The following is a 22,015-nucleotide window of genomic DNA, read 5'->3' as shown; positions in this document are numbered from 1 at the left end:
GGGAGGCTTCGGCCAATCCCCAATGTCAATGGCCATGCCACCRCAGAGCTTCAGCGCATCAGACCGCGATCTTGCCGCCGCCCTGCCTGGTGATGGCGACGATCGATGGCCGCACCGGCATGTCCGGCTTGAAATCCGGCCAGCGGGTCGACGGATCCTCGTAGTAGGATGGGCGGCCAAAAGCTTCCCAGTCCTCGCCGCCGTCGCCCGGATGCTGGACGGCGACGAAGGCGGTCTGGTCGTCCGGCGCGAAGAGCGGGCCGCACATTTCGGCACCGATCGGCACGCGGAAGAACAATTTTGACGTCGCCCGCGCAGCGCCTTCCGTGTCGACCGCCCACAGGCCGTCGGTGCGGCCGGTGGCCTTCGGGCCCTGGCCGTCGGTGGCGACCCAGAGCCGTCCGGCGGAATCCACGGCGCAATTGTCCGGCATGCCGAACCAGCCATGGGCGGTGGTCGCGGTCGAGAAGGTGGCGCCGACTTCGGCCACCGAAGGATCACCGCATTTCAGCAGCACTTCCCACTTGCCCTTGGTGGCGGCGAAGTCGCTGCCGTCCTCGACGATCTCGATGATGTGGCCGAACGCGTTCGCCGCGCGCGGGTTTGCCGCGTCGACCTGGTCGGCCTTGCGCTTGGAATTGTTGGTCAGCACGACATAGACCTTGCCGTTGCCGGCATTGGGCTGGATGTCTTCCGGCCGGTCCATCTTGGTGGCGCCGAGCAGATCGGCAGCGCGCCGGGTCTCGATGAGAACGTCGGCCTGGGAGGCAAAACCGTTCTCCGCCGTCAGCGGGCCTTCTCCGAACACGATCGGCAGCCATTCGACGGTGCCGTCCTCGGCGAATTTGGCGACATGCAGCGTGCCGTCGTCGAGCAGGTTCATGTTGGCCGCGAGGTCATTGGGATTGAACTTACCAGCGGTGACGAACTTGTAGACATAGTCGAAGCGCTCGTCATCGCCGAGATAGAAGACGACGCGGCCGTCCTTCGCGACGATCGATTCGGCGCCCTCATGCTTGAAGCGGCCCATGGCGGTGCGCTTGCGCGGCACCGAATTCGGGTCGTTGACGTCGACCTCGACAATCCAGCCGAAGCGGTTCGGCTCGTTCGGTTCCTTGGCGAGGTTGAAGCGATCGTAATGCGCGCCCCATTCATAGGCGCCCTCGGGAATGCCGAGGCGCTTGTAGTTGGCGGCTTCCTTGTGGCCTTCCGGCAGTTCGCCCGTGAAATAGCCGTGGATGTTCTCCTCGGCCATCACATAGGTGCCCCAAGGCGTGACGCCGCCGGCGCAGTTGTTGAGCGTGCCGATGACCTTGGTGCCGGAAGGATCGGCATTGGTCTTGACGCGGTCATGGCCGGCGACGGGGCCGGAGAGCGCCATTTCGGTGTTGGAGGTGATGCGGCGGTTGAGCTTGCCGTCGCGCACGACCTGCCATTTGCCGGCTTCCTTGCGGATCTCGACAATGGTGCCGCCATGTGCGGCCATCTCGACATCGACCTGCTCCTTGCTGAGCGGCGCGACCTCGGCGGCCTTCTTGCCCTCCTTCTCGACGATCTTGACGATGCCTGGGAACATCAGATGCGGGTTGGTGTATTCATGGTTGACGACCAACAGGCCATGCTCGGCCGAGCCGTCGATCGGGATGTAGCCGATATAGTCGTTGTTGTAGCCGAACTGCTTTGCCTGGGCCTCGGCCGACTGCTTCACCGGGTCGAATTCCGACGAATCCGCAAACAGCGGATCGCCCCAGCGCAAGAGCACGTCGGCGTCGTAGCCCRGCGCGACGTGGTGCTTGTCGTCGATGCCGRCTTCGAGCTCTTCGAATTTGAAGGCCGAGGCCTCAGCGGCCCGCGCCTCGTCGGCGGCGACGAGTGCAAGCGGACTGACGGTGGCGGCAATGGCGGAAACGGCCAGCGACCCTTTGAGGAAGCCGCGGCGCGAAAAGCGCGCGGCGATGATCTCGCCCATGGTGCGGTTGTCGGTGGGATTGACGGGCGGGCCGTCATTTTCCTCGAGCAGGCTGGTGCGGAAGCGGATTTCAGGGGAGTCGGTCATGAACTGTCCTCTGGCTTCTTGAGGTGGCTGGAGCAAAGTCACCCGTCGATCCCTAAAGCCTGCCGATCACATTTTCGTGACATCGGCGTGATTAAACAGGAATGATTGGCTGGCTGATATTGTTCGGCATCCGTCGACACAGGCGGGTGTCAATCACCAGCACGACGACCGATGACGAGAATCCATCGGCGGCCGTGGCGCGGKGGGTGCATTTTCGACATCCGGCTTCGATCCCGCGGCAGCGCACCTTGCCTGACGGGCCCGGCTTGACGGCCTCGCGCGCTTGGGAAACAAGGACGGCAAGGCGCGGCGAAAGCCGCTTCAGGAGGGGCGAAACGTGAGTTTCTGGGGACTGGCGCAGCTTAGCTTTTCGACGGTGATCTTCCTGTTTGCGGCGACCGCGGCCAAGCAATGGGGGCTGGCGCCGAGCCTCGGCAAGATCCTTTTGACGCTCGYGCTTTATTCCGCGGGCAATCTGATCATGCTTCGGTTGATCCGCGAATTCGGCATGTCGGTGTCGTTCAGCCTGTCGGCGGTGATCCAGCTTGTGTCGGTCAATGTCGTGGCATTGGTCTTTTTCGGCGAACGRCTCAACGTGTTGCAGGCAACCGGCGTCGTGCTGGCGATCGCCGCCGTCGCGCTGATCACGCTCGGACCCTATATGCAAAAGCTCTGAGACGGTTCAGTTTCACGCAATTCCGGGCGGAATGCCGGCGATGAAGTTCACAGCGGGCGACCTGCTCAACAAAATGGAATTTCCGGTGCTTCTGGCCGGRCTGGTGATTGYCGGCGGGCTCTGGGGGCTGGTGGAATTGATCGAGCTGGCGCGCGCGACGACGCCGCATGCCTTCGACACCGAGATCCTGCTTGCCTTCCGCCACGCCGGGCAGCCGAACAGCCCGATCGGCCCGCCCTGGCTGCAGGGCGCTGTTCGCGACATCACCGCGCTCGGCAGCTCCGCGGTCCTGGTGTTGATCACGACGGCGACGATCGTCTACCTGCTCCTGATCCGAAGGCCGGCGACGGCGTTGCTCGTTTTTGTCGCGGTGGCGGGCGGACAGGTGCTTTCCAGCCTGCTCAAGCACGAGATCGACCGGCCCCGGCCCGAGCTCGTCTCGCATCTTGTCAACGAGACTTCATTCTCCTTTCCCAGCGGCCACGCCATGCTGTCGGCGGTGACCTACCTTACCCTTGGCTCGCTGGCCGCACGCTTCCTGCCGGACCGTACGAGCAAGGTTTTCGTGCTCGGCCTCGCCGTGCTCACCACGGTCCTGGTCGGAACCAGCCGCGTCTATCTCGGCGTGCACTGGCCGTCGGACGTGCTTGCCGGCTGGTGCGCCGGCTTCGCCTGGGCCATGCTGTGCTGGCTCGTGGCGCGCCTGCTGCAGCGGCGCAAGGTGGTGGCGGACAGCGAATGAGCGATCATGTTTCAACTGTTGGTCATGATGTTTGAAACCTCATGATATTTGGATTATCCATTGATAGTGCGGACTCAGACAGGGGTTCTGGCCGATGATCACTGCCGCGCAGATGCGCGCCGCGAGGGCGTTGGCCGGTATCGACCAGAAAACGCTCGCCGAGCGCGCCGGGGTTTCGCTTCCGACCATCCAACGTATGGAAGCGAGCGAAGGTGTCGTCAGAGGCGTGGTCGATACGCTGATGAAGGTCATCCAGGCACTCGACGAGGCCGGGGTGGAGCTGATCAGCGAGAACCAGGCCAGCGAGCGCGGCGGCAGGGGCGTGCGCCTCAAGCCTGCCTCGCCCCAGAACTCCCAAGGCTGAGCCGCACAAGAAGTCGCGACGGCGACCGCCGACGGCCCTGCCGACGATCCCGCYGCTTTGTGGAGCGGAAGAAGGCAGTCCATGGATCAGGTCCGGCGGTCAATCCACCCCCACGCGCGGCCGTCCTTTGCCGAGCTGTTCACGCCCAAGCTGCTCACGGTGCTGCGCGAAGGCTACACGCTGGCGCATTTCAGGGCCGACGCCGTCGCCGGGTTGACGGTCGCCATCGTTGCGCTGCCGTTGTCCATGGCGATCGCCATCGCGTCCGGCGTGACGCCGGAGCGAGGCCTCTACACCTCGATCGTTGGGGGCTTCATCATCTCSGCGCTTGGCGGCAGCCGCTTCCAGATCGGCGGTCCGGCCGGCGCCTTCATCGTGCTGGTAGCGGCGACCGTGGCGCGCGTCGGCGTCGACGGGCTGCTGCTCGCCACGATGATGGCCGGCGTCTTCCTGCTCGCCATCGGCTATCTCAGGCTCGGCACCTACATCAAGTTCATTCCCTATCCGGTGACCGTCGGCTTCACCGCAGGCATCGCGGTCATCATCTTCTCCGGGCAGATCGTCGAGTTGCTCGGACTGAAACTCGCCGGCAAGGAGCCCGGGGCGCTGGTGCCGAAGCTGACCGCGATCGGCGAGGCGATCGGCACGATCAATCCGGCCGCAACCTTCGTGGCGGGGCTGACGGTCCTTACTATTGTCTTTCTGCGGCGCTGGCGGCCGAGGTGGCCCGCGATGCTGATCGCCATCGGCGTCGCCTCGCTGGTCGTGGGGCTGTTCGCTTTGCCTGCGGAAACGATTGGCACGCGCTATGGCGGCATCCCGCGGAGCCTGCAATGGCCAGTCCTGCCGTCGGTCAGCTTTGACAGGATGATCGACGTGCTGCCGGACGCGACCRCCTTCGCGCTGCTCGGAGCGATCGAGTCGCTGCTCTCGGCCGTGGTCGCCGACGGTATGAGCGGAAGGCGGCACCGCTCCAATTGCGAACTGGTGGCGCAAGGCTTCGCCAACATCGCGTCAGCCTTGTTCGGCGGYATATGTGCCACCGGCACGATCGCTCGCACGGCCACCAATGTGAGGGCCGGCGCGCATGGCCCAGTCTCCGGCATGCTGCATTCGGCAATCCTGCTAATCCTGATGCTGGCGGCGGCGCCCTTGGCCAGCTACATCCCGCTCGCCGCATTGGCCGGCGTACTCGCCGTCGTGTGCTGGAACATGTTCGAGAAGCAGGCCTTCGCCACGCTGCTCAGAGCCTCGCGTGGCGACGCACTGGTATTGATGGCGACGTTCCTGATCGTCATCTTCCGCGATCTGACGGAAGGCATCGTCGTCGGCTTCGCGCTTGGTTCGATCCTGTTCATCGATCGCATGGCCAAGTCCATCGCCGTCGAGGCCGATCTGCCGCTGGTGCCGGAGGACGTCGCCGATCGCGCCGCCACTTATGATTCAAGCGAGGCGGCCGACGCCGATACCGTTATCTATCGAATCTCCGGGGCCTTCTTCTTCGGTGCCGCCTCGACCGTCGGCGCCGTGCTCGACCGCATTGCAGACCAGCGCAAGAATTTCATCCTCGACTGCTCGGCGGTGCCGTTCTTCGATTCGACGGCGGCAAACGTCATCGAGGGCGCCGCCCATAAGGCCGGACGCGCCGGCGTGCGATTCATCATCGCAGGTGCCGCGCCGCAGACAAGGCGCATGCTGATCAACCACGGCCTCAAGCGGCCGCTGGTCACCTATGCCGCCTCGATCCGCGACGCGCGAGCGCAGCTAAAAGGAAAATCGCAGGCCGCGTAGAGCGACAAATTCCCTCAAACTGCCGCTTCGATCGGCTCGGCAAGTTTTGGGTTGGCGCGCGCGGCGATGAGGCAGCCGGCGACGATCAGGCAAGCCCCAGTCAGCGTGGTCCAGGCCACCTCCTCGCCGAAGAAGAACCAGYCGAGCGCGATCGCCCAGATGAAGGCCGAGTATTCTGTCGGGATGAGATATTGCGCTTCGGCGCGGGCGTAGGACCAACTCATCAGAAATTGGCCGGCGAGCGACAGCACCGCCACCCCGACGAGGTGAAGCCAGAGGTCTCTCGGCAGCGCGACGGCGAGCCACGGCGCGGCGAGACCGAGGATGACTGCGATGCAGAGGTTCTGGAACAACATGATCTCGACCGGCTTGGCCAACAATGCCTGTTGCCGGGAGAGGATCAGATTGTAGGCATAAAACACCGTCGACACGAGCACGGCAGCCGTGCCCAGCAGGGCATCCTGCGAGCGGGTTGCCGCCCCAAACTGGCCGGACAATATGATCGCGACGCCGGCGATGCCGGCCAGCGACGCCCACACGGTCTGCCGCCTTATACGTTCGCCCAACAACAGCGCGGCGAGGAGCAGCGCAAACAGGGGCGCGACAAAGCTAAGCCCGATCGCTTCGGCGAGCGGCAATCTGGCGAGACCCCAAAAAAACGAAACCAGGACCATGCCGACAACCGCGGCGCGCAGCGCATGCAGCCCCAGCACCGGAAGAGACGGTTTCGAGCGCGGCCCCGCCGACCAGGCCGCGCCCGCGATCAGGGTCGAGACCATGCTGCGCCACAGCACCGTGTTGTACACACCGACCGCGATGACCAGGGACTTCATCGCCGCGTCCATCCCGGACAAGAGGAAGATCGCCAGTGCGCATACCAGCACTGGGATCGTCGGGGTAACGGGGGCGCCGGTCAGGCTGGATGTCTTCACGGCTTGGCTCATGTGACGGGTTGCTGCCGGATATCCCGGAGCAAGTGGCTGAACCAGATGGCAGCCCCGTCCATATGGCGGTCCAGCCCCGATCGATGTCGTTCCCGCGCAATGGCGCTCAGTCGAACTTCAGCGCCGCGACCTCGCCTTCATTCATCAGCGGCACGAAGATGCGCTTGCCATCGCCGCCGATGGYGACGACGCCATCGAGGTCGGCGAAGTTTTGCGCGCCCGGGTGTGGTCGACACGCTGATGAAGGTCATCCAGGCTCTCAACGAGGTCGGGGTGGAGTTGATCGGCGAGAACCGGGCYAGCGAGCGCGGCGGCAGGGGCGTCCGCCTCAAGGCCACCGCGGCGCAGAGTCCGCAGGCTGAGCCGCAGAACGTCGCAACCTCCGGCATCAAGCCGGCACCGCCTTGGCGGATTTTTCCGCTCCAGAAAAATTGTCACCGGCATTGTCACACAACGACCGGCTATCCCGTCATCGCTGCAGGAGGTGACATATGCGTGTTCTTCTGCTGATCATCGGCATCTACCAGGCGGCCAACGGCGCCGTCATGCTGGCTGCCCCCGATTTATGGTACGCGACCGTTCCCGGCGTCACGGAGACCGGGCCGGCCAACATCCACTTCATCCGCGACATCGGCCTCGCCTTCCTGGCCGCCGGCGCCGCGCTGCTGATGGCCAGCCGGCGTCCGGACGACRGCCGGCTCATCGCGGCCGCCGCGGTCTTCCTTGGCGGGCACGCGGTCTACCATCTCGCCGAGATAGCGACGCATGGCGCAACCGTCGCCGCCGGCGCCCGCGATCTGTTGCTGATCGTCCTGCCGGCCCTGCTGCCCCTGGYGGCCTTCCTTCCCACCGCGAAAAGAGCGAGAGCGTGATGTTCAAACGGCTTCTCAAACAACAGCTCAGGAAATTCGAAAGCCGCTATGGCTATGATACGGGCTATATGCGCGAGCTCGTCGACACGGACGAGTTCGGCGCGTTGAAGTTCGCGCTGGTGTCACCCTTCACCAGCGAGCGGTTCGCGCTGCCGCCGGCACCCTATTTCGCCGCCAAGATCACGGCGGCGCGCCGGGCCGATTGCGGTTCCTGCCTGAAACTGGCCATCTGCATGGCTGAGGAGGCAGGCGTCGAGCTCGCCGCGATCGAAGGCTTGCTGACCGGCGCCGCCGCTTCGCTGCCGGACGACATGGTGCTTGCCGAGCGCTATGCGCGCGCCGTGCTCGACAACGATCCGGAACTGCTCGACATTATCGACGCATGCGAGAGCCGCTTGGGTAAGGCGGGCGTCGCTGGGCTCTCGGCCGCGGTCGTGTCGGGTTCGCTCTATCCGACGTTCAAGCGCGGGCTCGGCTACGGCAACAGCTGCGAGCCGGTGCTGGYATGGTTGAGATCCGAGGCGGGGAAGCGCCCTGAACATCGCGCGGAGGCGGAATTTGCCTGAGGAACAACCCGGTGACGGCGAACGCCTGCTCGCCTATCTCGGCGAGCGCAAGCGGCTTGTCCGGCTGGCCTACCGCTATCTTGGCTCCGTCGGCGAGGCCGAAGACATTGTCCAGGACGCATGGCTTCGTTTCACTGGCGCCGGCGCGGTCGAGGATGCGCCGCGGCYGTTGTCGCGCATCGTCACCAACCTCTGCCTCGACCGGCTGCGCTCGGCCCAGAAGCGGCGCGAGACCTATGTCGGCCCATGGCTGCCCGAGCCGATAGTGGAGCAGGCAGGAAGCGTCGATCCGGAAACCAGTGACGCCGCGCTCGATATCTCGTTCAGCGTCATGCGGGCGTTGGAGCGCCTGTCGCCGCTCGAGCGCGCGGCGCTGTTCCTGCACGACCTCTACGACGTGCCGTTCGAAGAGGTGGCCGAGACGCTGAAACGCACACCGGCCGCCTGCCGGCAGATGGCGTCCAGAGCGCGCAAGATGCTGAGGCAGGACAGCCGGCGCTTTCCGGCTCGTGAGAAGGACATTGCCCGTTACGTCGCCAGCTTCGAGCAGGCCATGGCAAGCGGCGATATCGAACCGCTGAAGCGGCTGCTGGCCGAGGACGTGGAATTCATCGCCGACGGCGGCGGCAAGGTGGCGGCGGCGCTCAACATTTTGATCGGCCGCGACCGGGTGGCGAAATTCCTAGTCGGCGCGGCGCGCAAGAATCCGGACCCCGAACATACCGCGATCATGCCGGCGCTCATCAATGGCGGACCGGGATTGGTGGTGTCGGTCGCCGGCGTCGTCGTCCAGACCATGAGCTTCGCGGTCGACGCGGAGGGCAACATCGCAGCGGTCTACACCGTGCGAAATCCGGACAAGCTGGCAGGGATCGGCACGCTGAGGCCGGGGTGAACCATGGCACTCAGGCCGCGCTGGCCTCCTCATGCGGAACCGCGAGATCGTCGCGCGCCCTGCGCGCCAGCTTCTTGGCCGAACGGCTGGGGCTGTCGCCGAACAAATCGGCAGCCGCGGTGAGGCAGGCCTTGCTGAGGCTCTTTTCGGAACGCTTCAAAAGCTTGCGCAGAAGCTTCGTGTCCTCGGGCGGGCCGAGCGGCTCGCCGTCCGCGTCGAGCAGCGCTCGCATGACGAAAACGTCATGCAGTTCGCCAAGCAGCTCGCCTAACTTGTCGACGGCCTTGCGGCGGGCCTTGATCGGCGTCGRCCACAGCCGGCCCAGCAGCGACAGATGCATGCTGTGCGTCTTGGCCGCCTTGCGCAGATCGTGGAAGTCCTCGGCCTGGCCGCGCGTGGCGGCCTGGTCCAGCGCCTTTTTCGCCCGGCGCAAGATGGCGCGTGCGCCCTCGGCCAGTATGTCGGCGGCCTGCTCGGGCCGGTCGGGCAGAGACAGTTTTTCGATGCGCTGCATACCCTCCTGGCAGGCGGCGACGGCTGCATTTATGGYGGCGTCGAGACCAGGGCCGGCATGGATGTCGTGCTGGCGCATCACCAGCCGCTGCCGGACGGGGTCGAGGCCGCCGCCGGCGACCTGATCCGGAAAGGCCTCCGCCAGACGATCGATGGTCTCGATGAGAGCGGTCGCCTCGCGCGGGSCCGCAAGCAGCGCCGACACCTGCTTGTAGCATTGGTTTTCGGTCTGGCAGAACGGTTCGTCCCCGGAACGAACCAGGCGCAGCACAGCGCGGATGCTTTTGAGGCGCTTGCGGCACTTGTGCAGCCCCTGCTCCGGCTTGTCACGCGCCATCTCCAGATGGCCGAGCGCCTTGCCGATCTCGTCGGCCAATATGCGCCTGACCTCTGCCGTGAGCGGCAGGCGCGGATCGATGCGAAAGCTCATGCGGCGATCTCCGGAATCCCCCCAAGGGCGAGCGACGCGTTGTAGAACCTCGACTCGCCGGTGACCTCGCGGCCGAGCCAGTCGGGCAGCATTTCGTCAGGTACGTCCTCCGGCGTCTCCAGCTCCGCGATCACCAAGCCCGCGAGCGCTCCGCCGAATACATCGACTTCATAGAGATAGCTGCGGTACCTAACATGGTGGCGTGTCTTCTCGATGACACGTCCAATGGCGAAGGCCATCAATTCCTCGGCCTCGGCAAGCGGGATGGAGTATTCGAACTCGTCGCGCTCGCGCGCCTTGTCGCCAAACTTGAGCGTCAGTTTCGCCGAAGCGCCGTCGCTGATGCGCGCGCGCACCGTGCGCCCGGGCGCGGCGGCAAGGTAGAATTGGCGAATGCGAATTTCCGCCTCGACCTGATGGCGCCAGGCGTTGCCGGAGACCAGGAACTTACGCTCGACTTCCTTGCCCATGGCCGCGCACTAAAGCCTGTGCAGGTGGACATGGCAAGCCGGGCTGCGTTCAATTTGACTTTAATCAATCGATTGATTAAACTGATGCACATGATCAAGCAGACGAATGCCAAACGGCCGCAACGCGAAGCCTCTCCCGCGGATCAGACGCGCGCCGCCCTCGTGCGCGCCGCGCTCAAGCTGTTCGGAAGGCAGGGCTTCGACGGCACCTCGACACGCGAGATCGCCGCAGAGGCCAAGGCCAATATCGGCTMGATCGCCTATCATTTCGGCAGCAAGGAAGGCTTACGCGCCGCCGCCGCCGACTATATCGTCGAGACCATCCAGACGATTGCCGGACAGGCGATAGGACCGGCGCAGGCCCCGGGCCCGTCCGATCCGCAGGAGGCCAGGGCGCAGCTCTTCGCCGCCGTGGAGCGAATGGCGGCTTTCGTTGTCGCTACGCCCGAGGCCGGCGAGATCGTACAATTTGTACTTCGCGAGYTGTCCCACCCGACCGCGGCGCTCGAGCGCATCTATGCCGGCGTTTTCGAGCCGACGCATCGCCGGCTTTGYCGAATCTGGGAGGAGGCGACGGGCGAGTCGGCCGAGAGCGAAGCCACCAAGCTCACCATGTTCACCATGATCGGCCAGGTCATCTATTTCCGCATCGGCCGCGAGGCGGTGATGCGCAGGATGGGCTGGCGCGAGATCGGCAACAAGGAGGCCGGCAAGATCGCGGCGGTGGCAACAGATAACCTCAAGGCAATGCTGACGGCGCGCGATGCGGCCACCGGCAAGAAGGGCAAATCATGAGTTTCCTCTGTTCGCTGCCGCTCGCGGCCCAGCTCGTCGGCGCCTGCGCGCCGGCGGCGCCGCTCGCCGTCGGCTATGTCGAAGGCGAATATGTGCTCTTGGCGCCGATCGAGGTGGCGCAGGTCGAGACGGTTACCGTCAAGCGCGGCGACCGTGTCGAGCCGGGCGCGCCAGTGGTGACGCTGGAGAGCGCCGACGCCAAGATCGCCGTGGCGCAGGCGCAGGCCGCGCTTTCGCAGGCCGAGGCGCAGCTTGCCGACCTGCGGGTCGGCAAGCGGCCGGAAGAGATCGCCGTGCTCAAGGCGCAAGTGGACATGGCCAAGGCCCAGGCCGCCGACGCCAAGCGCAAATATGATCGCGCCAGCGACCTCTACAAGCGCGGCACCGGCACGCAGGCCGACTACGACACCGCCTCGGCGACACTGGAGACCGCCAATGCGCAGGTCGGCCAGGCGGAAGCCAATCTCGCCGTCGGCGGCCTGCCAGGGAGGGACGAGACGATCAAGGCGGCCGAGAACAAGGTCAAGCAGGCGCAATCGGAGTTGGGACAGGCCGAGTGGCGCCTGTCCAAGYGCGTGCTGGCGGCGCCTTCGGCCGGCCGCATCAACGACGTGATCCRCAATCCCGGCGACACGGCCGGACCGACCGCGCCGGTGATCTCGATGCTGCCCGATGGCGCGGTGAAGCTCAGCGTCTATGTGCCGGAGACCGCGTTCTCCGCGGTGAAGATCGGCACGCTGCTCAGCGTGCGTTGYGACGGCTGCAGGCCGGATCTGAAGGCCCGCGTCAGCTATGTGTCGCCCGATCCGGAATTCACCCCGCCGGTGATCTACTCGCTCGAGAACCGGCAGAAGCTGGTCTATCTCGTCGAGGCCCGGCCGGAAGGCAATGCCGRCCCGCTGCAGCCGGGCCAGATCGTCGACGTCGACCTGGCGGACCTGAAAAAATGAACGTCATCGACGTCCGCGGGCTGGTCAAGYGCTTCGGCGACAAGACCGTCGTCGACCATGTGACGATGACGGTGGCCGAGGGTGAGATCGTCGGCTTCCTCGGGCCGAACGGCTCGGGCAAGACGACGACCATCCGCATCATGTGCGGGCTGCTTACGGCGGACGAGGGCGAGGGCACGGTGCTCGGGCTCGACATCCGCGCCGACTCGCTCAGGATCAAGCGCGAAGTCGGCTACATGACGCAGAAATTCTCGTTCTACGAGGATCTGACGATCGGCGAGAATCTCGAATTCGTGGCGCGGCTCTACCAGTTGAAGCCGGTCGAGGAATATGTGTCGCAGACGCTGGCGGACCTTGGCCTGACCACGCGCCGCAACCAGCTGGCCGRAACGCTTTCCGGCGGCTGGAAGCAACGGCTGGCGCTCGCCGCCTGCATCATGCACAAGCCGCGATTGCTTCTGCTCGACGAGCCGACGGCGGGCRTCGACCCGAAGGCCCGGCGCGAATTCTGGGACGAGATTCACAGGCTGGCGAGCGACGGGCTGACGGTGCTGGTTTCCACCCATTACATGGACGAGGCCGAGCGCTGCCACCGCATAAGCTACATCTCCTACGGCAAGCTGCTCGCCACCGGCACGGTGGACGAGGTGGTGAAAAATGCCGGGCTGACTACCTTCGTGGTGCAGGGACCGCGGCTCGACCGCGTGGCCGAGGCGCTGGAGGGGCGCCCCGGCGTCGATCAGGTGGCGCCGTTCGGCGCCACGCTGCATGTCGTCGGCTCCGACAAGGGAGCGCTGGAAAAGGCGCTTGGCGATGTCGAGAAGGCGCACAAGGGCGTGACGGTGAYGCCCGGCGAGACCAGCCTGGAGGACGTCTTCATCCAGTTCATGGCCGGCTCGAAGGACAACATGACATGAAAGATGGCATGCAAGCGGTCTTCTCCTTCGCCCGGCTCGGCGCGCTGCTGATCAAGGAGTTCATCCAGATGCGGCGCGACCGCATCACCTTCGCCATGATGCTCGGCGTGCCGCTGCTKCAGCTGGTGCTGTTCGGCTTTGCCATCAACAACGATCCGAAGAGTCTGCCGACGGCGCTGGTGGCGATGAGCAACGATCAGTATACGCGCGCCATGGTCTCCGCCCYGCAGATGACCGGCTACTATCGTTTCGACCATGTGGCCGAGAGCGCGGCCGAGGCCGAAATGCTGATGGCCAAGGGCGCCRTCTCCTTCGTTGTCACCATCCCGGCCGACTTTGYCCGGCGCGTCGAGCGCGGCGACAATCCGCAGATCCTGATCGAGGCGGACGCGACCGATCCCTCGGCAGCGAGCGGCGCCATCTCGACGCTGGGCACGGTGGCGCGCCAGGCGCTGCTGCGTGCCCAGGGCATGCAGGCGACCGCCGCCGAGACCGCCAARCAGCAGCTGCAGGTGGTAGTGCACCAGCGTTACAATCCCGAGGGCATCTCGCAATACAACATCGTGCCCGGCCTGCTCGGCGTCATCCTGCAGATGACCATGGTGATGATGACGGCGATGGCGCTCACCCGCGAGACTGAACGCGGCACGATGGAGAATCTGCTCGCCATGCCATCGAGCCCGACCGAGATCATGCTGGGCAAGGTGCTGCCCTTCCTCGTCGTCGGCGCGGTGCAGGTGGCGGTGGTGCTGGTGGCGGCGAAGCTTCTGTTCGGCGTCCCCTTTGTCGGCAGCCTGACGCTGCTGCTCTCRTCGGTGCTCGTCTTCGTGCTTTCGCTGGTGCTGCTCGGCTATACGATCTCGACCATGGCCCGCTCGCAGATGCAGGCGATGCAGCTCACCTTCTTCTTCTTCCTGCCGTCGCTGCTGCTCTCCGGCTTCATGTTCCCCTATCGCGGCATGCCGGGCTGGGCGCAGATCCTGGGCGAGATCTTCCCGCTGACCCACTTCCTGCGCATCACCCGCGCCGTCATGCTGAAGGGCGCCGACTTCAACGCGGTCGCCACCGAGATCGGCTGGCTGCTGGTGTTCGTGGTTGCATTTTCCGGCGCCGCCCTGCTGCGCTTCCGGCGGACGCTGGATTGAGCGGCGGGCTCTGACTTTTTTGATGCCGGCGGGACAGCGGCGCTTCCTGCGTGCAGCACTTCTACGCCGCCGCCATGATCCCGGCATAGGTGCCGAAATCGACATTGCCGCCGGAAAGCACCACGGCAACGCATTTGCCGGCGAGATCGATCTCGCCGGATGAAAGCGCTGCGAGCGCGACGCAGCCGCCGGGCTCGACCACCAGCTTCAAGTAGGCCATGGCGTCGCGCATCGCCTGCGCCGTGGCCTTGTCGGAGACGGCGACGGCGCCGGCGAGGTTTCTGCGGTTGATCTCGAAGGTGATAACGCCGGGCTCAGCGGTGAGGATCGCGTCGCAGATCGAGGTATGCCCGGGCTCATTCGAGACCCTTTCGCCCTTGGCGAGCGAGCGGCGCGTGTCGTCGAAATGCTCGGGCTCGACCGCCCAGACGGCGGTCTCTGGCGAGGCGTGCTTGACGGCGACGGAAATGCCGCTCGACAGACCGCCGCCGCCGCATGGCACGACGACGGCATCAAGCGTTACGCCGAGCGCCTTCGCCTGCTTCATAAGCTCCAGGCCGATCGTGCCCTGGCCGGCAATGATAGCCGGATCGTCGAAGGGCGGCACCAGCGCCATGCCCTTCTCGATATAGGGGCGAACAATCGTCATGCGATTGTCCTTGAAACGGTCGAACGGCACCACCTCGGCGCCCATCCTGCGGACGTTGCCGACCTTGAGCGCCGGCGCGTCCACAGGCATGGCAATGACCGCCTTGACGGCGTACATCGCAGCGGAAGCCGCGACGCCCTGCGCATGATTGCCGGACGAAAAGGCGACGACGCCGCGGCTGCGCTCCTCCTCGCTAAGCGACDACAATTTGTTGTAGGCGCCGCGGATCTTGAAGGAGCCGGTGCGCTGCAGCGTTTCCGGCTTGAACAGGATGCGGCCGCCATAGCGCTTGTTGAGCTCCGGCGATTCGATGAGCGGCGTTTCCACGACCAGGCCGGAAAGCCGCGCGGCGGCGGCCTGGATGTCGGAAATGCCGGGTAGGGTGATCATGGACRTGGGCCTTACGAAGAACGGGACCACCTATGGTGCACGGAAATTGTGCCGGCGCGCCAACGAAAAAATGTGATGGAGACAATGTCGCTTCAGTAGTTTTGGAAGGTTGGCGTTCCTTGCGCGCCCCTCTGTTCCGCCGGCATTGCGCAAGTTGCAGCCGACCATTCACCCCAGCAGCGCCCGCGTCCGCTTCTTGCCGCCGAGCTTGCGCCAGGTGTTGAAGCGGTGGGTGGCGGCGGCAAACGAGATCTTCATCTGCTGGGCGACCGAATAGCGCGACTTGCCCTCGTCGAACATGCGGTAGCAGCACTCCACACCTTCGTCGGTCAGCTTGYCGTCCAGCGTCTTGTTGTGTGGATTGGCGGGGTCGAATTTTTCGACCTGCTGCTCGACCATGCCCTTGAGGCGCTGCAGGTCGRCCTCGATGYTGGCGATGAGATCGAGAACGGGTTTCGGGTCGAATGCGTGCGGGGGCTTCTTTTCCKTCATCCCTTCTTTCCTTCGATTTTGGCTGAAGCCGGTTATATAGGTGAACATTCGGCAATAATTAAGAGCGCGAGGCCGCATCAATAATTCCGCCTGCCCCCACCTCCGCGATTGACCCCCGGCGTCCAAACCCCTAGTTTAGAACCATTCTAAACTAGGATGATCTCCTCATGCTTTCCCGTGTTTTCGGCTTCGGCCGCCGCTCCTTCGATTCGCTGTCGGAGCAGGAAATCCTGGCGCTGGCGATCTCATCGGAGGAGGACGACGGGCRCATCTACCGCGCCTATGCCGACGGCCTAGCGGAAGATTTTCCGCAGTCGGCCAAGCTRTTCGAAGCAATGGCCGAGGAAGAGGACGGCCACCGCGATTCCCTCATCGAGCTACACCGCAAGCGCTTCGGCGAGCGCATTCCACTGATCCGGCGCGACCATGTCAGAGGCTATTACGAGCGCAAGCCGGACTGGCTGGTGCGGCCGCTCGGCATCGACCACGTGCGCCGCCAGGCCGAGGAGATGGAGCAGCAGGCCTACCGCTTCTATGTCGAGGCGGCCAAGCGCACCACCGACGCCTCGACGCGGAAACTGCTCGACGAGCTGGCCGCGGCCGAGCTCGACCATGAGAATTCCGCCCACAAGCTGGAGCAGAGACATGTCTCGGGCGAGGTCAAGACCGAGGAGGCGACGGCGGAGCAGCGTCAGTTCGTCCTCACCTATGTGCAGCCAGGGCTCGCCGGACTGATGGACGGCTCGGTGTCGACGCTGGCGCCGATCTTTGCCGCGGCGTTCGCCACGCATGCGACATTCCAGACGTTTCTCGTCGGCCTCGCCGCCTCGTTCGGCGCCGGCATCTCGATGGGCTTCACCGAAGTGGCCTCCGACGACGGCAAGCTTTCGGGACGCGGCTCACCGGTGAAGCGCGGCCTCACCGTCGGCATCATGACGACGCTGGGCGGGCTCGGCCACGCGCTGCCTTACCTCATCCCCTATTTCTGGACGGCGACAATCGTCGCCGCGATCGTGGTGTTCTTCGAGCTCTGGGCGATCGCCTTCATCCAGAACCGTTACATGCAAACGCCGTTCTGGCGCGCCGCCTTCCAGGTGGTGCTGGGCGGAGCCCTGGTGTTCGGGGCGGGCGTTCTGATCGGGAATGCGTAAGCGGCATCCTCCCCCTTCTCCCTTGTGGGAGAAGGTGGATCGGCGCGCAGCGCCGAGACGGATGAGGGTTGTTTCAGCGGAGTGAGACGCTGGTATTCCCTGGAACCCCTCATCAGTCGCCTTCGGCGACACCTTCTCCCACAAGGGTGGGAGAAGGGGGAGCTCAACCATTCACCGCCCGGCTATCCTGCGGCGCCCCATCCCTCTCATTGAGCCCGTAGTCGCGCACGACGTGGGCGATGCGAAGACGATAGCCRGCAAAAATTCCGCCGCGTCCGGCCTTCTGCGCCCGGCGGTGCTCCTCGGTGTTGCGCCAGGCCTTCACCGCGTCCTCGTCGCKCCAGAAGGACAGCGACAGCACGCGCTTCGGATCGGTAAGGCTCTGGAAGCGCTCGACCGAGATGAAGCCGTCGATGCCGTCGAGCAGGGGCCTAAGCTCGGCGGCGATGCCGAGATAGGCGTCGCGTTTTCCCTCCGCCGGCTCCACCTCGAAGATGACAGCGATCATGCCTCTATCCTTTCCTTCGCGGTTACACAGGTGTCAAAAATCTGCCGCGGCCCGTGCGGTTCCGATACCAGTTTCAGGAAGAAGCGGTCTTCCTTGAGGATGAATTTTTCGCGCCGCGCGAATTCGTAGTTTGCCTTGCCGGCCGGGTCGGCGGYAAGCCGCGCGCGATAGGCTTCGTAGGCCGCGAGGCTCTCGATGTTGTAGGCGGCGTAGGCCGTGGTGGCCGAGCCCTCATGCGGCGCGAAATAGCCGATCAGGTCGGCGCCGCAGCGCGGAATGGCCTGGCCCCAAGCGCGCGCATATTGCTCGAACGCCGCCTTGCCGAAAGGATCGATCTCGTAGCGGATGAAGCAGGTGATGGTCATTTCGGTCTCCTGGTCGATTGGCTTTCCGGCGACGACGGTTCGATCTTTGTCGAAACGTCACTTTTCGCCGGTGTGCTAGGCTTCTCGTGTCAGGCGCGTTTTCCGCGCTCCTTGAACTGAAACGAGAATAGTGCTTCCCTCGCGGGAATACTTCGATAAGGGTCGAACCATGCGCGAAGGACCGGACATCGCCCGCATCGCCAGCCTGGTCGGCGATCCGGCGCGGGCCAACATGCTCAGCGCGCTGATGGGCGGCACGGCACTGACGGCATCGGAATTGGCATTGGAGGCGGGCGTGTCGCTGCCCACCGCTTCCTCGCATCTTTCGAAGCTGATGGACGGCGGTTTGCTGACGCTGGCGAGCCAGGGCCGCCATCGCTATTACGGCCTCGCCGGCGCGCAGGTGGCAGGCATGATCGAGGCGATCATCGGCGTCGCCGAAGCCGTCGGCCCGAAACGGGTGCGGCCGGGCCCGCGCGATGTGGCAATGCGCATGGCGCGCGTGTGCTACGATCATCTCGCCGGCGAGCAGGCGGTGGCGATGCTCGAYCGTCTCGTCGACAAGAAAGTGCTGGTGCGCGCGGACAACGAGATCAGGCTCTCACCGTCAGGCATTTCGCATTTCGCGGCGCTCGGCATCGAACTCGACACCAAGGCCAGGCGGCCGGTGTGCCGCGCCTRCCTCGACTGGAGCGTGCGGCGCTCGCATCTCGCCGGGTCGCTAGGTGCCGCCATTCTCGACAAGATCCTCGCCGAGAAATGGGCGCGACGCGAGAAGGACAGCCGCGCCGTGGTGTTCTCGCCGAAGGRCAGGCAGGAATTCGGGAGGGTGTTCCTCTCCTGATTTCCGTTAACCCCGCTTGAGCACCTTGCCCAGCTTGAAGAAATCCTTCCACGGGTCGGCCTTTTTCAGCTGCTTCAGTGTCGTCTCGTCGCCGATCGGGAAGGCGTTGGGCGGCAGGCCCTTTTCAATCTCCGGCCAAGTCACCGGCATCGACACGGTCGCGCGCTTCTTGGCGCGCGAGGAGTAGGGCGAGACGGTGGTCGCGCCACGGCTGTTGCGCAGATAGTCGACAAAGACTTTTCCGGTGCGCGCCTTTTTCGACAAGGTCGCCGTGTAGYGGTCCGGCGAAGCCTGTTCCAGCGCGCGAGCGAAATCATGGGCGAAGTCCTTGACCTCGTCCCAGTCCGCCGACGGCTTCAGCGGCACCAGCACGTGATAGCCCTTGCCGCCGGAGGTCTTGACCAGGTTCGGCATCGACAGCTCGTCGAGCCGCTTTTGGATTTCGAGCGCTGCCTCGCGCACCGCCCTGACGTCGACGCCCTCGTCCGGATCGAGGTCGAAGATGATCTGGTCCGGCTTTTCCAATTCCTCGATCGTCGAGCCCCAGATATGGACCTCGACCACTCCGTACTGGACAAGCGCCGCGAGCCCGTCGAAATCGCGGATGAACAGGATTTCCTCGCCATCCGTCGGATCCTTCATCCTGGCGATCTTGTCGCTCATGCCGGGCGAGGCGTGCTTCTGGAAGAAGCGCTGGCCGGCGATGCCATCCGGCGCCCGCACCAGGCTGAGCGGCCGATTGACGACGAACTGCTCCATGTGAGGCCAGACCAGCGCGTAATGGTCGAGCAGGTCCCGCTTTGAGATCTTTTCGTCGGGCCACAAAAGCTTGTCGGGATGCGAGAGGTTCACCGAGGTCTTGGCGGATCCGGCCGAGGCGGCCTTCGGCGCCGCCTTGCCGCTCCTTGCCTTCGCACCGCTCTCAGGCTTGGCGGCGGCTTTCTTCGGCTCTTCCTGCACGACTTCCTCCRCCGGCTTGTCCTCGCGCAATCCCTGGAACGAGGCGTGGCGGATTATACGGTCGGATGTCCAGCTGCGGAACTCCACTTCGCCGACAAGTTCCGGCTTCACCCAGGTGAGTCCCTTGCCCTTCGGCACGGCCGTCGAGAAAGGCGATTCCTTTGCCTTGAGGCGGTCTAGCTTCTTTTTGAGATCGGCCATCACCTTGCCGGAAAAGCCGGTGCCGACGCGGCCGGCATATTTGAGCTTGYCGCCCTCATTGTAACCGACCAGCAGCGAGCGCAGCCCGCGCCCTGTCTTGTCGGATGGCAGGTAGCCGCCGAGGACGAATTCCTGGCGCAGCGTGCATTTCGACTTGATCCAGGTGAGGCCACGTCCGCTGCGATAGGGCGCGTCGGCGCGCTTCGAGACGACGCCTTCGAGGCCCATGCGGCAGACATGCTGCAGCATAACCTTGCCGGGCTCGTGGAAATGGTCGCTGAAGCGCAGCGCCGAATCCTCGGGCCGCTCGCCGAGCAGTTCGGTGAGCGCCTGCTTGCGCTCGACCAACGGCTCGCGGCGCAGGTCCTCGCCGTCGAGGCGCATCAGGTCGAAGACATAGTAGATGAGGCGGTCGATGCGGTGGGCCGAAAGGTCCRCCTGCAGCAGCGGAAAGGACGACACGCCGCTGTCGGCCAGCACGACGATCTCGCCGTCGAAGATGGCGTCCCGGCATTTCAGCTTTGCAAGCGCTTCAGTGACAGGCCCGTCGAACTTGTCGGTCCAGTCGAGGCCGGCGCGCGTCAGCAGCCTGACGTCGCTGCCGGCGATCTGCGCCTGCATGCGGTAGCCGTCGAACTTCACCTCATGCAGCCACTCGTCGCCGGARGGCGCCTCCTTTTCCAGCGTGGCGAGCTGCGGCTCGATGAATTTGAGGCGGCCGAGACGCCCGGCCTTTGCCCTCTTGGCGGCCGGCTTGCCGGAATGCCAGACCTTCGGCTTCGCACCCTTCGCCGTCTTGCCTTCGCCGACCTCCTCGACCGTCAGGCCCGACCTAACCGATTGCGGCTCGTCCTTGAGGATGTCCTCGCCAGGGCGAGCGGCGGCATCGTCGGCTTTGATCAGCAGCCAGTTGTCGCGCTTTTCACCGCGACGCGGTTTCATCCGGACCAGATRCCAACGCCCGTGCAGCTTGTAGCCTTCGAGCTCGAAGTCGATATGGCCTTTCTTCATGCCTTCGGCCGGATCGCCTTCCGGGATCCATTTGCCGTCGTCCCACACGATGACCGAGCCGCCGCCATACTCGCCCTTCGGAATGGTACCCTCGAAGGAGGCATAGTCGAGCGGGTGGTCCTCGACATGCACGGCCAGCCGCTTTTCGTGCGGATCGAGRCTCGGYCCGCGCGTGACCRCCCAGCTCCACAGCACGCCATCATGCTCCAAGCGAAAATCGTAATGGAGCCGCGTCGCCGCGTGCTTCTGGACGACGAAGGTCCCGCCGGCCTCGCCTTTCTTGTGCCGCGGCACCTTGCCCGCCGGCTCGGAGGTTTTGCGGAAGTCGCGCTTGGCATGATATTGCTCGAGGCTCGCCATGACGTCACGCTCCTATGCGGATTTGCGACTTCTATGTTGATTGCGACCGGGCGCCGAGGCCTTGGTCTTCCTCCGCGCCGAGGGCGCCTTCGATGATGATTTGTCGGTTTTCCCGCCGCCTTCGGCGTTCAGGCTCTTCTTCAGCGCGTCGAACAGGTTGACGACATTGGACGGCTTCGGCGGCGCCTTGGCCTTCGGCGCCTTCCTGCYGGCCTTCTTGGCACGGATCAGTTCGRGCAGCGCGTCGTCATAGCGGTCGTCGAATTTCGACGGATCGAACTTCGCCTTCTTCTGGTCGATGATGTGCTCGGCAAGATCGATCATCTCGTGATCGGCCTTGGTTGACTTGATTTCGTCGAAGACCGCGCCTGGCCGGCGCACGGTGTCCTCATAGCGCAGGGTCGTCAGCACCATGCCCTTGCCGAACGGCTCGATCACCACCGGGCGTTCCCTTTGATAGAGCACGATGYGGGCGAGGCCGGCCATCTTCCTTGCCGACATGGCGTCGCGGATGACGGCGAAAGCCTCCTCCGACACCTCGTCCGCCGGCGAGACATAGTAGGGCGTGTCGAGATAGATCTGCTCGATCGAGGATTTGTCGACGAAACCGTCGAGGCTCAACGTATGCGAGGACTCGATCTCAACCGCCTCGATCTCGTCTTCCTCGATATGGACGAATTCGTTGTCGCTGACCTCATAGCCCTTGATCTGGTCGCCTTCTTCCAACGGCTCGCCGGTTCCGGCGTCGACATAGATGCGCCTGACGGTGTTGCCGGTCTTTCGGTTGAGGATGCGGAAAGAAACCTTTTCCGCATGGGTAACGACGTTGGTCAGCTCGATGGCGCAGGTGACCAGCGACAGTTTCAGATAGCCCTTCCAGGCGGGGCGCGGTGCCATGGCGACCTCCGGCGCGATGCGATCCTAGTCGCAACGGTCGGGGGCTGGCTTGGGTTCCGGG

Annotated in this window: 24 protein-coding genes; 14 read left to right on the top strand and 10 right to left on the bottom strand. The window is 64.7% G+C overall.

Features of this window, described 5'->3' with window-relative positions; genetic code table 11:
- Positions 1 to 58: 58 nt before the first annotated feature.
- The gene (locus ORS3428_RS24220) at positions 59 to 2,056 is read right to left on the bottom strand and encodes a PhoX family protein (RefSeq protein ID WP_071100816.1); all 1,998 of its coding nucleotides are present in this window, start codon (positions 2,054 to 2,056) and stop codon (positions 59 to 61) included.
- A gap of 337 nt (positions 2,057 to 2,393) precedes the next feature.
- On the opposite strand from ORS3428_RS24220, the gene ORS3428_RS24215 reads away from it, so the two are divergent.
- The 4 genes from ORS3428_RS24215 (at position 2,394) to ORS3428_RS24200 (ending at position 5,629) form a co-directional block, all read left to right on the top strand.
- On the top strand, positions 2,394 to 2,732 hold the full coding sequence (locus tag ORS3428_RS24215) for a hypothetical protein (protein ID WP_071100826.1): 339 nt from the start codon (positions 2,394 to 2,396) through the stop codon (positions 2,730 to 2,732).
- A gap of 40 nt (positions 2,733 to 2,772) precedes the next feature.
- Complete coding sequence (locus ORS3428_RS24210) at positions 2,773 to 3,474, top strand: phosphatase PAP2 family protein (RefSeq protein ID WP_071100825.1); 702 nt, start codon at positions 2,773 to 2,775, stop codon at positions 3,472 to 3,474.
- 94 nt (positions 3,475 to 3,568) lie between these two features.
- The gene (locus ORS3428_RS24205) at positions 3,569 to 3,838 is read left to right on the top strand and encodes a helix-turn-helix domain-containing protein (protein ID WP_071100815.1); all 270 of its coding nucleotides are present in this window, start codon (positions 3,569 to 3,571) and stop codon (positions 3,836 to 3,838) included.
- A gap of 81 nt (positions 3,839 to 3,919) precedes the next feature.
- Positions 3,920 to 5,629, top strand: a complete 1,710-nt coding sequence (locus ORS3428_RS24200; RefSeq protein ID WP_071100814.1) for a SulP family inorganic anion transporter — start codon at positions 3,920 to 3,922, stop codon at positions 5,627 to 5,629.
- A gap of 14 nt (positions 5,630 to 5,643) precedes the next feature.
- On the opposite strand, the gene ORS3428_RS24195 is transcribed toward ORS3428_RS24200, so the two are convergent.
- Positions 5,644 to 6,573, bottom strand: coding sequence for a DMT family transporter (locus ORS3428_RS24195; RefSeq protein ID WP_071100813.1), 930 nt, complete (start codon positions 6,571 to 6,573; stop codon positions 5,644 to 5,646).
- 240 nt (positions 6,574 to 6,813) lie between these two features.
- On the opposite strand from ORS3428_RS24195, the gene ORS3428_RS34470 reads away from it, so the two are divergent.
- Genes ORS3428_RS34470 through sigJ form a run of 4 tightly spaced genes read left to right on the top strand, consistent with a single transcriptional unit; the run spans position 6,814 to position 8,906 of the window.
- A complete protein-coding gene (locus ORS3428_RS34470) occupies positions 6,814 to 7,083 on the top strand; it encodes a hypothetical protein (protein ID WP_443136873.1) in 270 nt (89 codons plus the stop codon).
- Positions 7,065 to 7,445 carry a hypothetical protein gene (locus ORS3428_RS24185; RefSeq protein ID WP_071100812.1) on the top strand — a complete coding sequence of 127 codons (381 nt, stop codon included), beginning with the start codon at positions 7,065 to 7,067 and terminating at the stop codon, positions 7,443 to 7,445. Before ORS3428_RS34470 ends, ORS3428_RS24185 begins: the two co-directional genes overlap by 19 nt.
- Positions 7,445 to 8,011, top strand: coding sequence for a hypothetical protein (locus tag ORS3428_RS24180; RefSeq protein ID WP_071100811.1), 567 nt, complete (start codon positions 7,445 to 7,447; stop codon positions 8,009 to 8,011). The genes ORS3428_RS24185 and ORS3428_RS24180 overlap by 1 nt, the downstream gene beginning before the upstream one ends.
- Entirely contained in the window at positions 8,004 to 8,906 is a 903-nt protein-coding gene (gene sigJ, locus ORS3428_RS24175; protein ID WP_071100810.1) for an RNA polymerase sigma factor SigJ, read from the top strand. The genes ORS3428_RS24180 and sigJ overlap by 8 nt, the downstream gene beginning before the upstream one ends.
- Positions 8,907 to 8,916: 10 nt before the next feature.
- Here the strand turns inward: sigJ and ORS3428_RS24170 are convergent, their stop codons facing one another.
- Entirely contained in the window at positions 8,917 to 9,849 is a 933-nt protein-coding gene (locus ORS3428_RS24170; RefSeq protein ID WP_071100809.1) for a CHAD domain-containing protein, read from the bottom strand.
- Positions 9,846 to 10,319 (bottom strand): CYTH domain-containing protein, encoded by a 474-nt coding sequence (locus tag ORS3428_RS24165; protein ID WP_071100808.1) that lies wholly within the window; start codon positions 10,317 to 10,319, stop codon positions 9,846 to 9,848. Before ORS3428_RS24165 ends, ORS3428_RS24170 begins: the two co-directional genes overlap by 4 nt.
- A gap of 90 nt (positions 10,320 to 10,409) precedes the next feature.
- Between ORS3428_RS24165 and ORS3428_RS24160 the strand changes: the two genes are divergently transcribed.
- Genes ORS3428_RS24160 through ORS3428_RS24145 form a run of 4 tightly spaced genes read left to right on the top strand, consistent with a single transcriptional unit; the run spans position 10,410 to position 14,126 of the window.
- Entirely contained in the window at positions 10,410 to 11,114 is a 705-nt protein-coding gene (locus tag ORS3428_RS24160) for a CerR family C-terminal domain-containing protein (RefSeq protein ID WP_071100824.1), read from the top strand.
- Positions 11,111 to 12,064, top strand: coding sequence for an HlyD family secretion protein (locus ORS3428_RS24155; RefSeq protein WP_071100807.1), 954 nt, complete (start codon positions 11,111 to 11,113; stop codon positions 12,062 to 12,064). Before ORS3428_RS24160 ends, ORS3428_RS24155 begins: the two co-directional genes overlap by 4 nt.
- Positions 12,061 to 12,981: an ABC transporter ATP-binding protein gene (locus ORS3428_RS24150; RefSeq protein WP_071100806.1), complete on the top strand. Its 921-nt coding sequence runs from the start codon at positions 12,061 to 12,063 to the stop codon at positions 12,979 to 12,981. Before ORS3428_RS24155 ends, ORS3428_RS24150 begins: the two co-directional genes overlap by 4 nt.
- A gap of 8 nt (positions 12,982 to 12,989) precedes the next feature.
- Entirely contained in the window at positions 12,990 to 14,126 is a 1,137-nt protein-coding gene (locus ORS3428_RS24145; protein WP_071100823.1) for an ABC transporter permease, read from the top strand.
- Positions 14,127 to 14,187: 61 nt separating this feature from the next.
- On the opposite strand, the gene ORS3428_RS24140 is transcribed toward ORS3428_RS24145, so the two are convergent.
- Positions 14,188 to 15,165 (bottom strand): threonine/serine dehydratase, encoded by a 978-nt coding sequence (locus ORS3428_RS24140; protein ID WP_071100805.1) that lies wholly within the window; start codon positions 15,163 to 15,165, stop codon positions 14,188 to 14,190.
- 168 nt (positions 15,166 to 15,333) lie between these two features.
- Positions 15,334 to 15,657 carry a hypothetical protein gene (locus ORS3428_RS24135; RefSeq protein WP_071100822.1) on the bottom strand — a complete coding sequence of 108 codons (324 nt, stop codon included), beginning with the start codon at positions 15,655 to 15,657 and terminating at the stop codon, positions 15,334 to 15,336.
- Between the two features lie 167 nt (positions 15,658 to 15,824).
- Between ORS3428_RS24135 and mbfA the strand changes: the two genes are divergently transcribed.
- Positions 15,825 to 16,808, top strand: coding sequence for an iron exporter MbfA (gene mbfA / locus ORS3428_RS24130; protein WP_071100804.1), 984 nt, complete (start codon positions 15,825 to 15,827; stop codon positions 16,806 to 16,808).
- A gap of 163 nt (positions 16,809 to 16,971) precedes the next feature.
- On the opposite strand, the gene ORS3428_RS24125 is transcribed toward mbfA, so the two are convergent.
- Complete coding sequence (locus ORS3428_RS24125) at positions 16,972 to 17,316, bottom strand: antibiotic biosynthesis monooxygenase family protein (RefSeq protein WP_071100803.1); 345 nt, start codon at positions 17,314 to 17,316, stop codon at positions 16,972 to 16,974.
- On the bottom strand, positions 17,313 to 17,681 hold the full coding sequence (locus ORS3428_RS24120; RefSeq protein ID WP_071100802.1) for an NIPSNAP family protein: 369 nt from the start codon (positions 17,679 to 17,681) through the stop codon (positions 17,313 to 17,315). Before ORS3428_RS24120 ends, ORS3428_RS24125 begins: the two co-directional genes overlap by 4 nt.
- A 169-nt stretch (positions 17,682 to 17,850) precedes the next feature.
- On the opposite strand from ORS3428_RS24120, the gene ORS3428_RS24115 reads away from it, so the two are divergent.
- Positions 17,851 to 18,525 carry an ArsR/SmtB family transcription factor gene (locus tag ORS3428_RS24115; RefSeq protein WP_071100801.1) on the top strand — a complete coding sequence of 225 codons (675 nt, stop codon included), beginning with the start codon at positions 17,851 to 17,853 and terminating at the stop codon, positions 18,523 to 18,525.
- Positions 18,526 to 18,531: 6 nt separating this feature from the next.
- Here the strand turns inward: ORS3428_RS24115 and ligD are convergent, their stop codons facing one another.
- Positions 18,532 to 21,057, bottom strand: coding sequence for a DNA ligase D (gene ligD / locus ORS3428_RS24110; RefSeq protein ID WP_071100800.1), 2,526 nt, complete (start codon positions 21,055 to 21,057; stop codon positions 18,532 to 18,534).
- A 12-nt stretch (positions 21,058 to 21,069) separates the two neighbouring features.
- A complete protein-coding gene (gene ku / locus ORS3428_RS24105) occupies positions 21,070 to 21,954 on the bottom strand; it encodes a non-homologous end joining protein Ku (RefSeq protein WP_071100799.1) in 885 nt (294 codons plus the stop codon).
- Positions 21,955 to 22,015: the final 61 nt, after the last annotated feature.

The organism is Mesorhizobium sp. ORS 3428 (assembly GCF_001854785.1).
Classification (GTDB): domain Bacteria; phylum Pseudomonadota; class Alphaproteobacteria; order Rhizobiales; family Rhizobiaceae; genus Mesorhizobium.
Note: the sequence above shows the minus strand (reverse complement) of the source record. Positions and strands in the feature narration are given on the sequence as shown.

Excerpts from the sequence above, each read along its gene's own strand:
- ORS3428_RS24205 (WP_071100815.1), top strand. The coding sequence starts at position 3,569 with ATGATCACTGCCGCGCAGATGCGCGCCGCGAGGGCGTTGGCCGGTATC.
- ORS3428_RS24165 (WP_071100808.1), bottom strand. The coding sequence starts at position 10,319 with ATGGGCAAGGAAGTCGAGCGTAAGTTCCTGGTCTCCGGCAACGCCTGG.